This window comes from Geodermatophilus sp. SYSU D00703, assembly GCF_054050155.1.
Window position 1 is genome coordinate 1 of record NZ_JBJGYU010000023.1, and the last position, 17,763, is coordinate 17,763.

Here is a 17,763-nt window from a genome sequence, read left to right on the forward strand (position 1 = left end):
TATAATCTATAGACACCCCCCTCTGGTGTGGGGGTTCGGGCGGTTGGGCTCGGCGCGGCGGGGGAGCTGCGCGCGGGGCGGCCGCCCGGCGCCGGCCCCCCGCCCCGATCGGTCAGGCCCGGGCGGCGCGCGCCGGCCCCCGGTGGCGGACGGCGTAGGTGAGCGCGTCCACCAGCGCGTGCCAGGAGGCCTCGACGATGTTGTCGTGCACGCCGACGGTGGTCCACTCCCCCACGCCGTCGGTGGTGTCGATGAGCACCCGTGTCGTGGCGCTGGTGCCGCCCTTCCAGCCGAGGATGCGGACCTTGTAGTCGGCCAGCTGCACGTCGGCCAGCTGCGGGTACCGGCTCACCAGCGCCTGTCGCAGCGCGTTGTCGAGGGCGTTGACGGGACCGTTGCCCTCGCCGGTGCTGATGATCCGCTCGCCGTCGACGTGCACCTTGACGGTCGCCTCGCTGACGACCACGCCGTTGCCCCAGTGCTCGACCGACGTCTTGTAGCTCTCCAGCTCGAACAGCGGTGCGGGCGCGTCGGGCAGCTGGGCGCGCAGCAGCAGCTCGAAGGAGGCGTCCGCGGCCTCGAACGACCAGCCGTCGGCCTCGAGCACCTTGACCTGGTCGACCACGCGGGCGATGGCGTCGGGATGGCCGTCGAGGGCGACGCCGAGCTCGCGGCCCTTGAGCTCCACCGAGGCCCGACCGGCCATCTCGGTCACCAGGATCCGCATGTCGTTGCCGACGACGGCCGGGTCGAGGTGGTTGTACAGCTCGGGGCTGACCTTGATCGCGCTGGCGTGCAGGCCCGCCTTGTGCGCGAACGCCGAGGCGCCGACGAAGGGCTGGTGGTCGTCGGGGGCGATGTTGGCCAGCTCGGCGATCGCGTGGCTGACCCGCTGCAGCTCCGGCAGGCACTCCGCGGGCACGACGGGCAGGCCCATCTTCGTGACCAGGTTGCCGATGAGCGCGAACGTGTCGGCGTTGCCGGCCCGCTCGCCGTAGCCGTTCGCCGTCCCCTGGACGTGGGTGACGCCGGCCTCCACCGCGGCCAGGCTGTTGGCGACCGCGCAACCGGTGTCGTCCTGGCAGTGGATGCCGAGCTTGCCGCTCACGCGCGAGCGGACGTCGGCGACGATGCGTCCCACGCCCATCGGCAGCATCCCGCCGTTGGTGTCGCACATGACGCCGACCTCGGCGCCCGCGCCGAACGCGGCCTCGAGCACCCGCACGCCGTAGTCGGGGTCGGCCTTGTAGCCGTCGAAGAAGTGCTCGCAGTCGAGGAACACCCGGCGGCCGTGCCGCACGAAGAACGCGACGGTGTCGGCCACCATCGCCAGGTTCTCCTCGAGCGTCGTCCGCAGCGCCTCGCGCACGTGCCGGACGTCGGACTTGGCGACCAGGCAGACCACCGGGGTCTCGGCGTCCAGCAGCGCCCGCACCTGCGGGTCGTCCTCCACCCGCACGCCGGCCTTGCGGGTGGCCCCGAACGCCACCAGCTGGGCGTGGCGCAGCTTGAGCTCGGTGCGGGCCCGGGCGAAGAACTCGGTGTCCTTCGGCAGCGCGCCGGGCCAGCCGCCCTCGATGAACCCCACCCCGATCTCGTCGAGCAGCCGCGCGACGGCCAGCTTGTCGGCGACGGAGTAGCTCACGCCCTCCCGCTGCGCACCGTCGCGCAGCGTGGTGTCGAAGACGTGGAAGTCCAGGGCGGTGGCGGGGTCGAGGGTCATCGGGGTCTCCCGGGAGCTGGTCGGCAACGGCCCGAACACGAAAAAGACCCCCCGGGTACGGGAGGTCGGCGCGCAGTCGGGGAGGTGACTGCGCGCTAGGCGATGATGGCGAGCGAGCCGGTGGGGTGCATCACGACGAGTAAACCACGCCCGCTCGGCAGGTCCTACGGTTCGGGGGCATGACGACGACCAGCGACTCGGCCGCGGGGACGGCGGCGCGGGAGGTGGCCGAGGCCATGGCCGCCGCCGCGACGGCATGGCTCGACGCGCTTGACCCCGACCAGCGCGAGCTCGCCGCCTGGCCCGGCCCGGACGACGATGCGGCCGAGGCCGAGCGGCTGCGCTGGTACTACACGCCGACCGACCACGGCGGACTCCCCCTGGGCCGGCAGCGCCCGGGCCAGCAGCAGTTGGCCATGCGGCTGGTGGCCAGCGGCCTGTCGACCGCCGGGTACGTCACGGTCGCCGCGGTCATCGGCTGGGAGAACGTGCTCGACCACCTGGAGGGCTGGACGGTCGACTGGGGTCGCGAGCGCGGCCGCGACCCCGGCCTCTACTACCTGCGCGTGTTCGGCACGCCCGGCGGCGACCGGCCCTGGGGCTGGCGCTTCGGCGGGCACCACGTCTCGCTGAACAACCTCGTCGTCGACGGCGCCGTGCGGTCGACGACCCCGTGCTTCCTGGGCGCCGACCCGGCGTCCGCACCGCTGCTCGGCGGCACCGACCTCCGCCTGCTGGGCCGCGTCGAGGACCTCGCGCGGGACCTGGTGCGCTCGCTGTCACCGGACCTGCGCGCGGCAGCGGTGCTGCTCGACCGGGCGCCGTCGGACATCGTCGGCGGCAACCGCCCCCGCATCGACGACGGCGACGAGTTGATCCAGCTGACCGACATCTGGCGGCAGCGCTTCACCGAGCCCCGGCTCGTCGAGCGGGTCACGCGCATGGCGGAGAGCGCGGAGGCCGCGAGCGGCTACGGCGACGCCGACCACGCCCGGCTGGCGCTGACCGCCGAGCCGAAGGGACTGCCGGCGACCGCGCTCGACCGCGAGCAGCGCGCCCTGCTGCAGACCCTCCTCACCGGCTACCTGGGCCGGGTGCCCGACGGGCTCGCGCCGGACGTCGACCTCGACGGCGTGCACCTGGCCTGGGCGGGCTCCCTCGAGCCCGGGCAGCCGCACTACTACCGGCTGCAGGCGCCCCGGCTGCTGGTGGAGTGGGACAACACCGCCCGAGGGGCCAACCACGCCCACTCGGTGTGGCGGGACCCGCAGGCCGACTTCGGGCTCGACGTGCTCGCCGAGCACCGCCGCCGCCACCACTGAGGCCGCCGGCACCGCTGAGGCCGCCGGCACCGCTGAGGCCCCCGACACCACTGGGGCCCCCGGCACCACGGGCGGGGGCCTCAGCGGGGGTCGAGCGGCAGCCCCTCGACGAGCGCGGCCATGTCGACCGCGGCGGGGTCGACGACGCGGTCGGCCGCCGCCTCCAGCGCCTCGTGCACGGCCGCGGCGAACCGGTCGGAGACCCCGGCCGCCGCCAGCGCCGCCCGGATGAGGTGGACGTCCTTCACCGCCCCGCTGACGGCGAAGGAGACCGGGTAGTCGCGGTCGATCATCGCCGCACCCTTGACCCGCGCGAACGGGGCGTCGAGGTGGCCGCCCTCGAGGACCCGGAAGAAGTCCCGCGGGTCCAGCCCCAGCCCGCGCGCCATCGCCACCGACTGGGCGACGCCCGCGACGAGGGTCAGCACCCAGGCGTTGCAGACCAGCTTGAGCCGGGTGCCGGCGCCGGCCTCGCCGAGCCACAGCGTCCTGCGGCCGAGCGCGTCGAACACCGGCGCCAGCCGCTCGCGGGCGTCGTCCGGACCGGAGGCGAGCAGGACCAGCGTGCCCTCCTCGGCTGGCTTGCGGGTGCCCTGCACCGGGCAGTCGACCAGCACCAGGCCGAGCTCGCGGGCGAGCCCGGCCAGCCGGTCGACGTCCTCGACGCCCACCGTCGAGCACTGCAGCCACAGCGTGCCGGCGGCCGGCGCGGCCCGGCGGACCGCGTCGACCACCGCACCGGCGTCGAAGAGCATCGTCAGGACGACGTCGGCGCCCTCGGCCGCCGCGGCCGGGGAGTCGAACGCCTCGGCCCCCGGGCCGGCCAGTGCCCGGGCCTTGCTGCCGTCGCGGTTCCACATCCGCACGGGCACGCCCGCATCGACCAGCGACCGCACCATCCCGGCACCCATCGTGCCGGTGCCGAGGACGGCGACGACCGGAGCGCCCGCGGCCCCGCTCACTCGACCAGGGCCACCGCGCGGGTGGGACCGCCGTGCGCCCCGCGGACCTTGAGCGGGAAGCCGACGAAGGTGAACCGCCGGTTCACGACCTGGTCGAGGTTGGCCAGGTTCTCGTAGTGGGTGATGTGCTCCCGCCGGCACATCATGTGGATCGGGTAGGTCTTGCTGGCCGGGTTGTCCGGCGTGGGGCTGTCCACGCCGAAGGTCTTGACGCCGCGCTGCACGATCCACTCCGCCGCGGACTCCCCCAGCCCGGCGAAGTCGGTGAGGTAGCGCTTGTCCCCGACGAACCGGTTCCAGGTGGCCGTGTGGAACAGCACGATGTCCCCGCGCTGCACGTCGACCGGCGACTCCGCCTCGATGCGGTCGAGGTCCTCGGCGGTGATGTCGGTCTGCGGCGCGAAGCCGGTCACGTCCAGGCACACCGCCGGCCCGTAGAACAGCTCCAGCGGCATCTGGTCGATGGTCTCGGCGCCGGGTGCCGGGTCGAGGTGGGAGAACGAGTCCACGTGCGTGGGCCCGTTGTCGTTGAGGATGAACCCGGTGGTCTGGAACGAGAAGCCACCCTCGAACCGCGGGGCGGTCTCCTCGTGCGTGGCGTGCTCGAACTGCACGGTCTTCAGGTGCCCGGGGTAGACCTTCATCCCCTCGTAGATGTCCTGCGACAGGTCGATGATCTGCATGCGCTCTCCTCGGCAGTGGGGACTGACGGCCTCGTCCCGGGTACCGCCCCCGGCTCGCGAGGGTGGGGAGGACGAGGTCCTTCTGGGACAGGTGCTGCTGGACGGGGTCCTTCTGGGGGTGGCCCCCTGCAGGGGCCCGCGGCGAGCCCGCGAGTCGTGGGGAGCAGGGGATCCTCTCAGACGCGCTCCACCGCGCCGCTGAGCGCCGACCGGGTGATCGCCTCGAACGCCCGCACGGTGGCGCGGACGTCGGCCGGGGGGATCGGGTACTCGGCGGTGCCCTCGACGGCGGCGGCGAAGCGCTCGAGGTTGTCGCGGACGGCGGGGCTGGGCGGGACGAACCGGGTGGTCGGCTCGCTGTCCCGGTAGCGGGTGGTGACGTCCCAGCCGGCCGGGGCCTCCGGGTGGGCGCGGTCGCGGATCTCCATCCACCCCTCCGACCCGAGCAGGCACATCCGCCCGATGAACGGCGTGGTGAGGATGGCGGTGATGCTCGCCGTCGCCCCGCTGGCGAAGCCGAGCGTCACCGAGAGGGTGTCGCCGTTGCCGAACGTCGTGGCGCGGGTGGCCAGGCGGGCCCACACCTCCACCGGCTCACCGAGCAGGCCGACGGCGAGGTCGACCAGGTGGATGCCGGTCGCCGACAGCGGGCCGACCGGCGCCTCCACGCTCGACAGCCGCCAGTTGTCCGGGGGCAGCGCCAGGAACTTGTCCTGGCTGAAGTTCCCCTCGAAGACCAGCGGCGTGCCCAGCTCGCCGGAGCGGACCTTCTCCTGCAGTTCCACCACCGGCGGCTCGAAGCGCCGCTCGTGCCCCACCCCCAGCTGGACGCCGGCTCCCGCGACGGCCGCGAGGGCCACCTCGGCGTCGGCCACCGTCGTGCTGAAGGGCTTCTCGCAGAAGACGTGCTTGCCGGCTTCCGCGGCGGCCACGATCTGCGCGGAGTGGAACCGGTGCGGCGAGCACAGCACGACCGCCTCGACGGCGGGGTCGGCCAGCGCCTCGCCCAGGTCGGCCGTCGTCGGCAGGCCCCGCGCCGCCCCCCGCTCCCGCCCGGTCGGCTCGGGGTCCACGCCCACCACCGCCCGCACCGTCGTGCTGTGGGCCAGCTCGTCGAGGACCTTCTGGCCCCACCAGCCCAGCCCGACCACGGCGACGTCCACGGCGGGCCTCAGCCGTCCAGCTTGAGCAGCTTGGCGGCGGTGGCGCTGCGGATGAGGTTGCGGTCCTCGTCGCTCAGGCCCCGGACCCCGTCGATCTGCCCCAGCGGGTCGTAGTGGCCCATGTCGAAGGGGTAGTCGGTGCCGATGACGACGTGGTCGGCCCCCATCTGCTGGACGAGGAACTCCAGGTGGACCGAGTCGAACACCAGGCAGTCGACGTAGACCTGCTTGAGGTAGGTGCTGGGCGGCCGGGTGATGTGGTGCCGGCCCTCCGGCCGCAGCTCGTAGGAGTGGTCGATCCGTGAGGAGTAGAAGGGCAGGAACCCGCCGCCGTGCACCAGGCAGAGCTTGAGCGCCGGGTGGTCCTCGAGGACGCCGCCGTGGATGATCCGGTTGATCGCCACCGTGGTGTCCAGCGGGTTCCCGATCACGTTGGTCATGTAGTACTTCTGCAGCCGCTCGCCGTGGGTGAAGCCGTTCGGGTGCAGCAGCACGACGACGTCGAGCTCCTCGGCCTTGGCGAAGAACCGCCGGAACCGCCGGTCGTCGAGGTCGAGGCCGAAGACGTTGGTGTTGATCTCCACGCCGCGGAACCCGTACTCGCGGACGCAGTGCTCGAGCTCCTCCACCGCGGAGGAGACGTCCTGGAGCGGGACGGTGGCCAGCCCGACGAAGCGGTCGGGGTGGTCGGCCACGATCGACGCCAGGTTCTCGTTCTGCATCCGCGCGAGCGTCCGCCCGAGTTCGACGTCGGTCCAGTAGTAGTACTGCGGCGGCGCGACCGAGATGGCCTGGACGTCGATGCCCATGGCGTCCATGTCGGCCAGCCGGACGTCGATGTCGGTCAGCTTGGGCATGATCTCGGCGGTGTGCCTGGGCTGGTACTCGTTGGTCTCCGCCCCCGCCCAGTACGAGAACGGCTCGTACTGCGGTTCCATCAGGCCCTTCACGAGCTCCTGACACGCCGGGGTGAACACGTGGGCGTGGATGTCGACGGTGCGGCCGGACATGGCGTCCTCTCGGTAGGGGCGGGTCGGGTGCGGTCGGTCAGGAGACGGGGGCGTACACGTCGGGCGCCCAGGGCAGCTCGGCCCCGGCGTACTTGGCGGCGCGGACGTCGCCGGAGCGGGCGTGGCCCTCGAACAGCTCGATCCGGGCCGCGCGGCCGCACAGCTCGCCGAGCCCGGCGCTGGCCGCGGGGTCGGTGACCTCCTGGTAGGTCACCGTCCGCAGGTACTTCCCCACCCACAGGCCGCCGGTGTACCGGGCGGCCCCGCGCGTGGGCAGGACGTGGTTGGTGCCGATGACCTTGTCCCCGTAGGAGACGCAGGTCCCCTCCCCGAGGAACAGGGCGCCGTAGTTGCGCATCTGCTCCAGCGCCCGGCGCGGCTCCTCGGTGAGGATCTGGACGTGCTCGCTGGCGAACTCGTCGGCCAGCCGGTAGGCCTCGGCCAGGTCGTCCACGACGAGGACCTGCCCGTGGTCCCGCCACGCGGGGCCGGCCATGTCGGCGGTCGGCATGTCCGCCAGCAGCCGGTCGACGTGCGCCATCGCCTCCCGCGCGACCGTCTCGGACGTGGTGATCAGGACCGCCGGGGAGTCCGGGCCGTGCTCGGCCTGGCTGAGCAGGTCGACGGCGACGACGAAGGGGTCGGCGCGGTCGTCGGCCACGACGAGGATCTCGGTGGGGCCGGCGAACAGGTCGATGCCGACCTCGCCGAACAGCTGCCGCTTGGCCTCGGCGACGTAGGCGTTGCCCGGGCCCGCCAGCAGGTCGACCTTGCCGATGGTCTCGGTCCCCAGCGCCATGGCGGCGACGGCCTGGACCCCGCCGAGGAGGAAGATCTCGTCGGCTCCGGCGAGGTGCATCGCGGCGACCGTGGCCGCGGGGACCTGCCCGCGGATGGGCGGCGTGCACGCCGTCACCCGTGCCACCCCGGCGACCTTCGCGGTCACCACGGTCATGTGGGCCGAGGCCGTCAGCGGGTACCGCCCGCCGGGCACGTACGCGCCGGTCGCGGCGATCGGCAGGTGCCGCTGCCCCAGGAAGACGCCGGGCTGCGTCTCCACCTCGAACTCGCGCATCGAGCCCAGCTGGTGCCGCGCGAACGCCGCGACGTTGGCCTGCACCGTCCGCAGGTCCTCGACCACCTCGCGGTCGACGCCGGCGACGATGCGCTCGACCTCCTCGGGCGCGAGCCGGAAGTCCTCCGGGGACCAGGAGTCGAACCGCTCGGAGTACTCGCGCACGGCCTCGTCGCCCCGCGCTCGGACGTCGGCGATCACGCGGGCGACCACGTCGGCCACCTCGGGCGATCCCTGCCGCGGTGCGGCGTCGATCGCCTTCTTCTTCAGCTGCCGGATCATCAGGTGTGCTCCAGGTCACGTCGGGGCCTGCATCGTGTTGTGCATACCTAGTCATGTCAAGCCGCCGGTCCTCCGGCGACCGCCGGACCGGGGGCACCGCGGGCCGTCCGCCACCCGAAACCGCTGGTCAGGTGGCCGCGGCACGACCGTCGGCCGACGGCTCGACCGCCTCCACCTCCCGCCGCCGGGCACCCGGTGCGGGGGCGTCGAGGCAGGAGTGCTTGACGTATGCACGATCTTCCGTGCACAGTTCCGGCCCGTATACGTGGTCTCGGTCACATCCCGGTCCGCTCCCCCGGCCGGTACGGCGACCGGCGCCCGAGCTCCACCGGCCGGCGGCACGCGCGTCGGCAGTCACCACGAGCGGCACCCGTGCGACGGACGCGGCGGACGCGTCCCCGACCAGAAGGCAGGAACCGATGGGGAACAGAGCAGGCGGTACCCGGGCGGGGAAGCTGCGCCTGGTGGCAGGGGCGGCCGCGCTGGCGGTCACGGCCACCGCGTGCGCCTCCGGCGGCGGGTCGAGCCAGCCGGCCGGCGAGGCCCAGGACGCCAACGGCGTCGTCAACATGGTCATGGCGCCGGACCCGGTCTGGAAGTGGCTCGAGGACCAGGGCATCAAGCAGGAGATGGAGGAGGCCGCCGGAGTCCAGATCCTGACCTCCTCGTCGTGGGACGAGTTCGGCGTCTACGCCGGCGGCCACGCCGACGTCATCTCGGCGGCCAGCTACGAGGTCCCGGACCTGGAGGAGGCGACCGGCGAGCCGGCCACCGTCTTCGGCAAGTACAACACCGACCGGAGCATCGTCGCGGTCGGCGCGGACAACCCCGCGCAGACCATCTGCGACCTCGAGGGCCAGCGGATCGCGACCTTCACCAACGTCAGCATCACGCTGATCTGGGGCATGTACGCCAAGGAGCAGTGCGGCCTGGACCTGCGGGCCGGCGGCGGTGACTTCGAGCTGGTCGTCACCGACATCCAGAACCTCGCCGACCTGGTGGCCCGCGGCGACGCCGACGCCTGCCTGTGCCTGCCGGACTTCGCCGTCCCCCAGCTGATGAGCGGGCAGATCAAGCCGCTGTACGACGGGACGTCGGCCGCGCAGTTCTGGGCGCAGAACTACGCCAGCGACTCCTCGGTGCTGACCCACCCGCAGACCAACGTGTTCGTCGCGCGGCAGTCGTGGGTCGAGGCCAACCCCGAGGAGTCGGCCTTCCTGATCGAGCTGTGGGACCGCGGCATCCAGGAGTGGCAGCAGCACCGCGACGAGATCATCGCCGCCTACCCCGAGGACTTCGCCGTCCGCAACGAGCAGGAGATGGCCTTCCTCCAGGACTGGCTGGAGAACAAGTTCGACTGGTTCGTCGACAGCGCCTACATCGACCAGGAGTGGGCCGACGGCGAGATGGAGGTCTTCGACCTCATGCGCGAGACCGGGTTCATCGAGGAGGACGTCGAGGACCCGAACTTCACCACCGACCTCCAGCAGCCCTGACGTCCGTCGGGACCCGACGAGGGAGAACCATGACCAACCCCGTGGTCGAGGCGCCACCCACGACGCCGGCGGTCACCTGGCTGGAGGGCGAGGAGCAGGCTCGCCGCGCGGCCGCGCGCAACAAGCGCCGGCACCTCGCCCTCCTCCTGGCCGGCTGGGCCGCCATGCTCGGCATCTGGCAGGTGGCCGCGTACTACCTGCCGTTCGGCACCCTGCCGAACCCGCTCGAGGTCAGTATCGAGATGTGGGAGATCGTGGCCAGCGGCGCGCTGGTCTCGGACTTCTTCGCCAGCGTGCTGAAGACCTTCGCCGGCTTCGGGGTCGCCGTCCTCATCGGCGCCCCGGTCGGCTACCTGATGGGCCGCTACAACTACTGGCGGTCGTTCTTCCTGGACGGCGTGACCGTCGCGGGCACCATCCCCGCGCTCACCTACGCCGTCCTGTCGCTGATCATCTTCGGCCTGTCGAACCTGGGCCCGGTGCTCGCCGTGGCCCTGGTGTCGACGCCCTACGTGGCGCTCAACGTGGCCGAGGGCATCCGGGGCGTCGACCAGAACCTGGTGAAGATGAGCCAGGCGTTCGGGCGCAGCCCCCAGCAGATCCGCCGGGACGTGTTCCTCCCGACGATCGTGCCCTACCTGTTCGCGGCGGTCCGGATGTCCTTCGCGGTGGCCTGGAAGGTCGAGGCCCTGACCGAGGTGTTCGGCGGGACCAACGGCGTCGGCTTCCAGATCCGCACCGAGTACCAGCTGTTCAACATCACCGGCGTCATCGCCTGGATGGCCCTGTTCATCGTGTTCATGCTGCTGATCGAGCGCCTGCTGCTCCGCAAGCTGGAGCAGCGCGTGCTCGCCTGGCGGCCCGAGGAGAGGGCGGCACGGTGACCGACCTCGCGAGGGCACCCAGAGGCACAGCACCGCCGGACACGGCAACGACGAGCGCCAGCGAGGAGGAGTCGTGACCGAGACCCTGACCCGTCGCAGGTCCACCGAGGAGATCGCCCGGTCCCGGCCGGCCTGGCAGCGGCGGCTGACCAGCGACCGGGCGGCCCGCGCCACCTTCTACGTCTCGGCGTTCGCGCTGTGGGTGGTGCTCGCCTGGCTGTTCGAGCGCATCCCCGGCCCGGTGTCGGTGGTCGAGTCCCTGGTCGAGGAGTTCCGCCGGGGCGAGGTGTTCGGGAACTTCGCCGACACCTTCTACCGGTTCGGCATCGGCGTGGGCCTGTCGGTGGTCGTCGGCATCCTCGTCGGCGTCCTCATCGGCCTGTCCCCCATGGCCCGGGCGTTCGGCGAGAGCCTGGTCCTGGTCGGCCTGTCGATCCCGGCGATCATGTGGGCGTTCCTGACCGTCATGTGGTTCGGGTTCGGCCACACCAGCCCGATCGTCACCACGTTCCTGACCGCGGTGCCCTTCATGATCGTCAACGTGGCCCAGGGCGTGGGGGGCGTCTCCCGCGACCTGCGCGACATGTCGGCGTCCTACGGCGTCCCGCTCAGCCGGCGGATCCAGGACCTGGTCCTGCCCGCCGTCGCCGGCTACATCATGGCCGGCCTGCGCTTCGCCGTGATCATGGGCTGGAACGGCGTGCTCCTGGCCGAGTGGTTCGGCGGCTCGGGCGGCGCCGGCTACCGGGCCCGTTACTGGTACGACGCCAACCAGTTCGCCGGTTTCGCGGCCTGGGTCGTGCTCTTCGTCGGCGTGATCATCATCCTCGACCAGCTCATCCTCGAGCGGCTGTCGAAGCGCGCCTTCCGCTGGCGGGACGCCGCCCACTGACCGACCGGTGGGGCGGCGCCGGCCGGCGCCGCCCCACCCCCTCCCAAGACCTCAGCTGGCACCCACATCCGAGAGGCACTGACATGGCCGTCCTGACGGTGAACGACCTCTGCAAGACCTTCGGCGCGGGCACCGCCCGGAGCAACCGCGTCCTCGACCACATCAGCTTCGACGTCCGCGGCCAGACCTTCGTGTCGATCGTCGGCCCGTCCGGCTGCGGCAAGAGCACCCTGCTGAACATCATCTCCGGGGTCGAGACGCACACGTCCGGGGACATCGCCGTCACCAGCGACGACGGCCGGCCCGCCCGGCTGGGCTACGTGTTCCAGGACCCGCGCCTGCTGCCGTGGCGCTCGGTGCGGAAGAACATGATGTACGTCCAGGACAAGGACGACGAGGTCACCGGCAAGCGGGTCGACAAGTACCTGGACATGGTCGGCCTGGGCAAGCACGGCGACTTCTACCCCGGCCAGCTCTCCGGCGGCATGCAGCAGCGCGTCGGCATCGCCCGCGCCTTCGCGGTGGAGCCCGACCTGCTGATCATGGACGAGCCGTTCAGCCACCTCGACGCGATCACCGCCCGCGGCCTGCGCGCCCAGCTCCAGGACATCTGGTCGCAGTCGAAGAAGACCGTCGTCTTCGTCACCCACGACGTCGTCGAGGCCGTGGAGCTCTCCGACCGCATCATCGTGCTGCAGCCCGGTGGGCGGATCTACGAGGACATCACCATCGACCTGCCGCGCCCGCGCCGTCAGTCCGACCCGGCGGTCGCCACCCTCCAGGCCGAGGTGCTCGCCCGGCTGGAGAAGATGAAGGCCATGACCCCCCAGGTCGCCGCGGCCGTCTGACGCCTGCCGGCCCCTGGGTCGGGGTGTCGCGCCGCCGCCGGGTGCCCGCCCGCCCGGTGCCCGTGGCAGGCGCGGCACCGCGGGGATCCCCGCACCGTGCGGCACGCCGGACGGTCCTGCCGCAGCACCGACGCCGTCCGGCCACTCGCCACCCGCACGACCCGAGGGGGAAGACCATGTCCACCGCCTGCTCCGGCACGGCCCGTCCGGACGAGGCCGACCGGTGACCGCCGAGTCCTCGGCGGTCGACCCGCTCGACCGGCCCGACGAGCCCGCCGGGGCGCCGCTGCCGCCGCCGTCCCCGCTGTCCCGGGCCGGCGCCCGGGACCGGGTCGCTCCGGACACGCCGACCAGCTGGACCGTGGCCCGGGCGGCCGGGGTGTCGCAGTCGACGGTCTCCCGGGCGCTGCGGGGCGACCCGAGGGTGCGGGAGGAGACGCGGCGCAAGGTCGACCAGGCCGCCCGGCGGCTGGGCTACGTGCCGAACTCGCTGGCCAGCAGCCTGGTCTCCCGGTCGACGCGCACCGTCGCGGTCGTCGTCTCCGACCTGACCAACCCGTTCTTCCCGTCGCTGCTCACCCCGATCTACGACGAGCTGCAGCTGCTGGGCTACCGGGTGGTCCTGCTCACCGAGCGGACCGACGTGCTCGCCGGCCAGGAGACCCTGCAGCGACTGCTGGACCGCTCCATCGACGGGGTGCTGGTCACCACCGCGACGCTCGGCTCCCGGTTCGCGGTCGAGCTGCAGCGGCGCGGCCTGCCGACGGTCCTGCTCAACCGGTACATCGACGGCCTGGACGTCGACCGGGTGATCAGCGACAACCACGGCGGGGCGATGGTCGGGGGCCGGCACCTGCTCGACCTCGGCCACCGCCGGGTCGCGCTGATCAGCGGCCCGTCCAACACCTCGACCAGCCGGGACCGCCGGGCGGGGCTGGCCGAGTCGCTGGCCGGGGCCGGACTGCGGCTGGACCCCACCCTGGTCCGCGAGGGCACCTACTCGCACCAGAGCGGCTACCAGCACTCCCGGGACCTGCTGCGGCTGCCGGAGCCGCCGACCGCCATCGTGTGCGGCAACGACGTGGTGGCCTTCGGCGCCATCGACGCGGCGCTGTCGCTGGGCGTCCGCGTCCCCGAGGACGTCTCGATCCTGGGCTTCGACGACATCCCGATGGCGGCCTGGGAGGTCTTCCAGCTCACCACCCTGCGCCAGCCGATCGGCGACATGGCCCGCGCGGCGGCCCGGATGCTGGCCGAGCGCATCGAGCACTCCGGAGAACTCGGCCCCGGCCGCGAGCAGGTGTTCGCGACCAGCCTGGTCCGCCGGGCGACCGTCGACCGGGCGCCGACCGGCCGCTGAGGCCCTCCCCCGACGGCGGCCTCAGCGCGCCGCCGTCAGCGCGCCCAGCACGTCCTCCGGGCGGATCGGCTGTCGCCACACCCGCGCCCCCGTCCGCGCCAGCGCGTCGTTGACCGCGCAGTGGACGGCGGCCGGCGCCCCCGCCGTCCCGGCCTCGCCGACGCCCTTCGTCCCCAGCGTGGTCGTGGGGGCGGGCGTCTCGATGTGCTCGATGCGGATGTCGGGCAGGTCGACCGCCGTCGGCACGAGGTAGTCGAGCAGGGTCGAGGTCAGCGGCTGGCCGATCGGGTCGTACACCACCCGCTCGAGCAGCGCTCCGCCCAGCCCCTGCGCGATGCCGCCGCGGATCTGGCCGTCGACCACGTCGGGGTTGACCAGCACGCCGCAGTCCTCGACGACGCCGTAGTCGACGACGCGGACCAGCCCGGTGGCCCGCTCGACCTCGACGACGGCCACGTGCGTGCCGTTGTTGAACGTGTAGGGCGGGCCGGCGTACGACCCGACCGCGCCCAGGCCCACCTCGACGTCCAGGGGCAGCCGGTGGGTGCCCCAGTACGCGACGGCGGCGACCTCCCGCACCGGCGTCCCGGCGCCCGGGACCCCGCGGACGCCGACGACGCCGTCGGCGAGCTCCAGGTCGTCGGGGTCGGCCTCGAGCAGGTGCCCGGCCAGGACGAGCAGCCTGCGGCGCACCTCCACGGCCGCAGCGTGCGCCGCGCCCACCGAGACGACGGCCGACCGGCTGGCCCACACGCCGCTGCCGTGCGGCACCACGCCGGTGTCGCCGGACACCACCCGGACGTCCTCCAGCCGGACGCCGAGCCCGTCGGCCACGACCTGCGCCGCCGTGGTGTGCAGCCCCTGCCCCTGGCCGGGCGTGCCCAGCAGCACGGTCACCGACCCGTCGGGCTGGACGGTGACCTCGACCTGGTCGTGCGCGGTGATCGGCGCGCCCTTCGCCCCGTAGAACACCGCCCCGGGGGCGGAGAGCTCCACGAACGCGGCGAACCCCACCCCGAGCAGGCAGCCGCGGCGCTCGGCGTCCCGTCGCCGCTGCTCGAGGTCGTCCCCCACCATCGCGACGGCCCGCTCCAGGGCCTCCAGGTGCGACCCGGAGTCGTACACGTTGCCGGTCGGCGAGGTGTACGGCAGGTCCGAAGGGGCCAGCAGGTTGCGCCGGCGGATCTCGTCGGCGGGCAGCCCCAGCGCGCGCGCCGCCTCGTCGACCAGCAGCTCCATCACGAGGATGGCCGGCGGGTGGCCGACCGCCCGGTAGACCGCCAGCGGCGTCTTGTTGGTGAACACCACGCGCAGCGAGGCGGCGTAGGCCGGCACCCGGTAGGGCCCGGGCATGATCGTCGCGACCTGGACGCCCTCGGTGACGCAGCCGCGCGGGAGCATCGAGTAGGCCCCGGCGTCGGAGACCACCTCGGAGCGCAGCCCCAGGATCCGCCCGTCCGCGTCCACGGCGAGCGCCGCGGTGACCCGCTCGTCGCGCGCCTGGGTGTCGGACTGCAGCGCCTCGAACCGGTCCTGGGTCCACTTCAGCGGCCGGCCGAGCAGCACCGCGGCGGTCACGACCGCCATCTCGTCGGGGTAGACGAACGCCTTCATCCCGAACGCGCCGCCGACGTGCTCGGTGACCACCCGGACGGAGTTCTCCGGCAGGTCCAGCAGCCGGGCGTAGAGGGTCTGCAGCATCTGCGGCGCCTGCGTGGACACCCGCACCGTCAGCGTGCGCTCGTCCCGGTCGAAGGCGGCCAGCACCCCGCGCGTCTCGAGGGCGACGGCGGTGTGCCGGCCGGTCTGCACCGCGACCTCGACCACGGCGGCGGCCCGGGCGAAGGCCGCGTCGACGTCGCCGCCGCCGAACGGGGAGGCGAAGCAGAGGTTGGTCCCGAGGTCCTCGTGCACCAGCGGGCTGCCCGGCTCCAGCGCGGCGACCGGGTCGAGCACCGCGGGCCGCTCCTCGTAGTCGACGACGACGAGCTCGGCGGCGTCCTCGGCCTCGGCCCGGCTACCCGCCGCGACGAGCACCACCGGCTCCCCGACGTGCCGGACGACGCCCGCGGCCAGCGCCGTCTGCTCCCCGGCGACCATGCCCGGCCAGGACAGCAGCCCCCGCCAGCCCGGGCAGAACGGCGCGAGGTCGGCCGCGGTCAGCACCGCCACCACCCCGGGGTGCGCCTCCGCCGCGGAGGTGTCGACCCGCACGATCCGCCCCGCGGCGATCGGCGACCGGACGAACGCGACGACCGCCTGCCGCGGCTCGTCCACGTCGTCGACGAACCGGCCCCGGCCGGCCAGCAGCCGCGGGTCCTCGCTGCGGCGCACCGACTGCCCGACGTAGCGCGGCGCGCTCACCGGTCGCCGTCCGGCAGCTCGGCCGCGGCGCCGAGGACCGCGTCCACGATCGTCTGGTAGCCCGTGCAGCGGCACAGGTTGCCGCCGAGCCGCTCGCGCAGCGCCGCGCGGTCCCAGTCGGTCCGCTCGCGCAGCGCCACGAGCGCGGTCATCAGCAGCCCCGGGGTGCAGAAGCCGCACTGCACCGCCGAGCGCTCCCAGAAGGCCCGCTGCAGCGGGTGCATCTCCTCCCCGCCGAGGCCCTCCACGGTCTCCACCGCGCACCCGTCGGCCTGGACGGCGAACACCAGGCAGCTGCGGACCGCCACCCCGTCCAGGACGACCGTGCACGCGCCGCACACGCCCTGCTCGCAGCCGACGTGGGTGCCGGTGAGCCCGAGTTCCCCGCGGAGGAAGTCCGCCAGCGTCGTCCGCGGTTCGGTCGACCCCGTCTCGCGGCGGCCGTTCACCTCGAGCCGCACCCTCACCGGTTCCCCGGTCACGTTGCCTCCCCGGTCACGTTGCCTCCCCCGCGACGGCGGCCAGCGCCCGCCGGACCAGCGCCCGGCCGGCCTCGCGCCGGTAGGCGGCCGAGGCGTGCACCTCGTCGCCGACCACCTCGACGCCGTCGAACGCGGCCGCGGCCGCCGCGGCGAGGACGGCGGCGGTCGGCCGCTCCCCCACCAGCAGCTCCTCCGCGCGCACCGCGCGCACCGGCGTGCCGGCCACGCCGAACAGCACCACCCGGGCGCGCGAGCAGCGGCCGGCGTCGTCCCGCCCGACCCCGCAGACCACCCCGGCGAGGGCGAAGTCGCCGCGCCGGCGGGCGACCTCGTCGACGGTCCAGGCCTCCCCCGGCGCCGGCAGCGGCAGCCGCGCGGCGACGACCATCTCACCCTCCTGCAGGGCGGTGCTGAAGGGCCCGGTCAGGAAGTCCACGGCGGTCACCCGGCGCCGGCCGGCGGGCCCGTCGACCTCCACCTCGCCGTCGGTGGCCAGCAGCAGCGCGGGCAGCTCGGCGGCCGGGTCGGCGTGGGCCAGCGAGCCGCACAGGGTGCCGCGGGCCCGGATCTCCGGGTGCGCGACCAGCTCGAGCGTGCGGACCAGCAGCGGGTGGGCGGCGGCCACCTCCGGGTCCCGCTCCAGCTCCCGGTCGGTCACCGCGGCGCCGACGGTCAGGACGCCGTCGTCCCGCCGGTGCGTGCGCAGCTCCGGGCAGCGGGTGATGTCCACCAGCAGTCCGGGGGTGGCCAGGCGCAGCGCCATGACCGGCACCAGGCTCTGCCCGCCGGCCAGGACCCGGGCGTCGTCCGCCGAGGCCAGCGCGGCCAGCGCATCGGCGACGGTGCCGGCGCGCACGTGGTCGAAGGGCGCCGCCTTCACCCGCCCTCCCGCAGGTCCCGCAGCGCCGCGACCACCTCGTCGAGGTCGGGCAGGACCAGGGCGTCGTCGGTGACCCACCGGTACCGCACCGTGCCGCCGCGGTCGATGACGAAGACCGACCGCTTGGCCAGGCCGGCGTGGCCCTTCCACACGTCGTAGCGCACCCCGTAGTCGGCACAGACCGTGCGGTCCCAGTCCGACAGGAGGGGGAAGTCCACGCCGAGGGTCTCGGCGAACGCCTGCTGGGAGAAGGTCGCGGTGACGGCGACGGCCAGCACCTCGGCGCCCAGCGCACGGATCTCGTCCACCCGGTGTCCCAACTGGGACAGCTCGGCCG

16 protein-coding genes are annotated in these 17,763 nt (G+C 73.6%); 6 read left to right on the top strand and 10 right to left on the bottom strand.

The features are described 5' to 3' along the window. Positions 1-112: 112 nt before the first annotated feature. Positions 113-1,723 (bottom strand): citramalate synthase, encoded by a 1,611-nt coding sequence (gene cimA, locus ACI782_RS18750; protein WP_456911591.1) that lies wholly within the window; start codon positions 1,721-1,723, stop codon positions 113-115. A 179-nt stretch (positions 1,724-1,902) separates the two neighbouring features. On the opposite strand from cimA, the gene ACI782_RS18755 reads away from it, so the two are divergent. After that, the gene (locus ACI782_RS18755) at positions 1,903-3,045 is read left to right on the top strand and encodes a DUF3500 domain-containing protein (protein ID WP_456911592.1); all 1,143 of its coding nucleotides are present in this window, start codon (positions 1,903-1,905) and stop codon (positions 3,043-3,045) included. 80 nt (positions 3,046-3,125) lie between these two features. Here ACI782_RS18755 and ACI782_RS18760 read toward each other — a convergent pair whose 3' ends face one another. From ACI782_RS18760 to hisD, 5 genes are all read right to left on the bottom strand, one after another. Continuing rightward, positions 3,126-4,007, bottom strand: a complete 882-nt coding sequence (locus tag ACI782_RS18760; protein ID WP_456911593.1) for an NAD(P)-dependent oxidoreductase — start codon at positions 4,005-4,007, stop codon at positions 3,126-3,128. Continuing rightward, the gene (locus tag ACI782_RS18765) at positions 4,004-4,690 is read right to left on the bottom strand and encodes a cyclase family protein (RefSeq protein ID WP_456911594.1); all 687 of its coding nucleotides are present in this window, start codon (positions 4,688-4,690) and stop codon (positions 4,004-4,006) included. The genes ACI782_RS18760 and ACI782_RS18765 overlap by 4 nt, the downstream gene beginning before the upstream one ends. A 176-nt stretch (positions 4,691-4,866) precedes the next feature. Next, entirely contained in the window at positions 4,867-5,853 is a 987-nt protein-coding gene (locus ACI782_RS18770) for a Gfo/Idh/MocA family protein (protein ID WP_456911595.1), read from the bottom strand. An 8-nt stretch (positions 5,854-5,861) separates the two neighbouring features. Beyond that, complete coding sequence (locus tag ACI782_RS18775) at positions 5,862-6,863, bottom strand: amidohydrolase family protein (RefSeq protein ID WP_456911596.1); 1,002 nt, start codon at positions 6,861-6,863, stop codon at positions 5,862-5,864. 37 nt (positions 6,864-6,900) lie between these two features. After that, positions 6,901-8,220 carry a histidinol dehydrogenase gene (hisD, locus tag ACI782_RS18780; protein WP_456911597.1) on the bottom strand — a complete coding sequence of 440 codons (1,320 nt, stop codon included), beginning with the start codon at positions 8,218-8,220 and terminating at the stop codon, positions 6,901-6,903. 419 nt (positions 8,221-8,639) lie between these two features. Between hisD and ACI782_RS18785 the strand changes: the two genes are divergently transcribed. From ACI782_RS18785 to ACI782_RS18805, 5 genes are all read left to right on the top strand, one after another. Continuing rightward, a complete protein-coding gene (locus tag ACI782_RS18785; RefSeq protein WP_456911598.1) occupies positions 8,640-9,716 on the top strand; it encodes an ABC transporter substrate-binding protein in 1,077 nt (358 codons plus the stop codon). Between the two features lie 29 nt (positions 9,717-9,745). Next, positions 9,746-10,600 carry an ABC transporter permease gene (locus tag ACI782_RS18790; protein WP_456911599.1) on the top strand — a complete coding sequence of 285 codons (855 nt, stop codon included), beginning with the start codon at positions 9,746-9,748 and terminating at the stop codon, positions 10,598-10,600. Between the two features lie 73 nt (positions 10,601-10,673). Continuing rightward, the gene (locus ACI782_RS18795; RefSeq protein ID WP_456911600.1) at positions 10,674-11,492 is read left to right on the top strand and encodes an ABC transporter permease; all 819 of its coding nucleotides are present in this window, start codon (positions 10,674-10,676) and stop codon (positions 11,490-11,492) included. Positions 11,493-11,575: 83 nt separating this feature from the next. Beyond that, positions 11,576-12,340: an ABC transporter ATP-binding protein gene (locus tag ACI782_RS18800; RefSeq protein ID WP_456911601.1), complete on the top strand. Its 765-nt coding sequence runs from the start codon at positions 11,576-11,578 to the stop codon at positions 12,338-12,340. Positions 12,341-12,563: 223 nt separating this feature from the next. Next, entirely contained in the window at positions 12,564-13,700 is a 1,137-nt protein-coding gene (locus tag ACI782_RS18805; RefSeq protein WP_456911602.1) for a LacI family DNA-binding transcriptional regulator, read from the top strand. A gap of 21 nt (positions 13,701-13,721) precedes the next feature. Here ACI782_RS18805 and ACI782_RS18810 read toward each other — a convergent pair whose 3' ends face one another. The 4 genes from ACI782_RS18810 to ACI782_RS18825 are packed head-to-tail and all read right to left on the bottom strand — an operon-like array spanning position 13,722 to position 17,755. Further along, positions 13,722-16,064 carry a xanthine dehydrogenase family protein molybdopterin-binding subunit gene (locus ACI782_RS18810; protein ID WP_456911603.1) on the bottom strand — a complete coding sequence of 781 codons (2,343 nt, stop codon included), beginning with the start codon at positions 16,062-16,064 and terminating at the stop codon, positions 13,722-13,724. Next, positions 16,061-16,546 (bottom strand): (2Fe-2S)-binding protein, encoded by a 486-nt coding sequence (locus ACI782_RS18815; protein ID WP_456911604.1) that lies wholly within the window; start codon positions 16,544-16,546, stop codon positions 16,061-16,063. The genes ACI782_RS18810 and ACI782_RS18815 overlap by 4 nt, the downstream gene beginning before the upstream one ends. A 13-nt stretch (positions 16,547-16,559) precedes the next feature. Further along, on the bottom strand, positions 16,560-17,426 hold the full coding sequence (locus ACI782_RS18820; RefSeq protein WP_456911605.1) for an FAD binding domain-containing protein: 867 nt from the start codon (positions 17,424-17,426) through the stop codon (positions 16,560-16,562). Then, the gene (locus ACI782_RS18825; protein WP_456911651.1) at positions 17,423-17,755 is read right to left on the bottom strand and encodes a redoxin domain-containing protein; all 333 of its coding nucleotides are present in this window, start codon (positions 17,753-17,755) and stop codon (positions 17,423-17,425) included. The genes ACI782_RS18820 and ACI782_RS18825 overlap by 4 nt, the downstream gene beginning before the upstream one ends. Between the last annotated feature and the right edge of the window lie 8 nt (positions 17,756-17,763).